General features: G+C 48.4%; 1 pseudogene. It reads right to left on the minus strand.

The features are described 5' to 3' along the window. Positions 1 to 453 precede the first annotated feature (453 nt). A pseudogene (locus tag ACYQ8U_RS23180) lies at positions 454 to 560 on the minus strand (IS110 family RNA-guided transposase); the annotation flags it as partial.

Genomic DNA, 560 nt, shown 5'->3' on the forward strand with positions numbered 1-560 from the left:
ATGGGGTCACCCATTAAAAGGCCCCTTGTCAATGAATAAACTCCCCCATTCAAGAAAAAAACAATTTTTCCTTGCAAGGGCTTGCGTGTGAATGGTTCTCTGTTAGTGGTTTTCAGCACCTTGCCGCACCCGGTATTTCATTTTTTCGAGTCGGCGGATTCTCCGCCGCACCAGTCACCCATCAGGATCAAGGCTTTCGAAACGAAGCGTGGAGATGATTCATTCCATTATTCGCTCTTGCCCCTTCCGCCGTCCGGCGGCCCAGAAAATCAGCGGTTCCATGCCGTGTCCAAGTTATAAAAATCTCACAGATCAAATGGTTTTAAACCAACCCTATGATGGTTCACGACATGGGCGGTAAAGTAACCCGAAAACCAATGGACGGGGCGGTTGCCAATCAGGCTTGATGGTTTTTCGCCAACCCCAAGACAGGTTCGCCGTCCCGTCCAAATATCATGAAAAAAGCTTTTTCTGATCGAATGCTACATTATCCCTCATTATGTAGTAAGCCGCTCTTGCCAATTTGTGGGCCAGAGCGCCATGGGCAATCATTCGATTGG

The sequence above is a fragment of the Desulfocastanea catecholica genome, assembly GCF_054657295.1.